Annotated in this window: 1 protein-coding gene; it reads right to left on the bottom strand. The window is 60.0% G+C overall.

Annotated elements, in window-relative coordinates:
- Positions 1-663 (bottom strand): recombinase zinc beta ribbon domain-containing protein (locus PGY33_RS14335; RefSeq protein ID WP_270479222.1); only part of this gene is annotated, 663 nt, incomplete at both ends.

The raw sequence follows: 663 nt of genomic DNA, 5'->3' as shown, positions 1-663 counted from the left end.
CTCTCCCGATGCAGTTCGTCGATCTGCTCCATGACGTACTTCGCAGAGGTGTCGCTGGCAACGGACAGGGATTCCACCAGCCGTTTGATGCGCTCTTCCGTCTCGGTGTGCTTTTCCCGGAGCAGCGCCAGCTCTGCATCGTAGCCCTCCTTGCTGCCGCTGATGACCTTCTTGGTCTGCGCCAGCAGCCGGGTAAGGGTCTCCCTGTCGGCGGAAAGCTTGCGGATCTCCTTGATGATTTTAGCGTCCAGCGTGTTGCCGTTGCAGTTTTTCATAGAGCAGACTGTACCGTGGCTGCGCTCCTTGGTGGAGCACATGTAGGTGTAGATCAGCTCGCCGTCCGCATTCTTGCGGTTGGTCAGCTTCGGGCGCATATAGTCGCCGCATTCGTCGCAGCGCAGAAGCCCGGACAGCAGCGCCGCGTTGCTGCGGGGTCTGCGGTAGCTCTTGGATTTGTTGACATCCAGCATGGCCTGCACCCGCCCCCAATCGCTGCCCGCGATGATGCCGGGATGCTTGCCCACCGCCACGATCCATTCCTCCATGGGACGGATCTGGTTTGCCTTGCCGGGGCGCTGGAGGGTGCGGTTGTATGCCATGACACCGTGCTCGTCGTCGAATTCTGCGCGCTCGGCAAACAGGTCAACATTGTTTTCTTTCAGA

The organism is Butyricicoccus sp. AF18-9LB, from assembly GCF_027684505.1.
Classification (GTDB): domain Bacteria; phylum Bacillota; class Clostridia; order Oscillospirales; family Butyricicoccaceae; genus Agathobaculum; species Agathobaculum butyriciproducens.
This window is presented reverse-complemented; position numbering and strand designations above follow the sequence as displayed.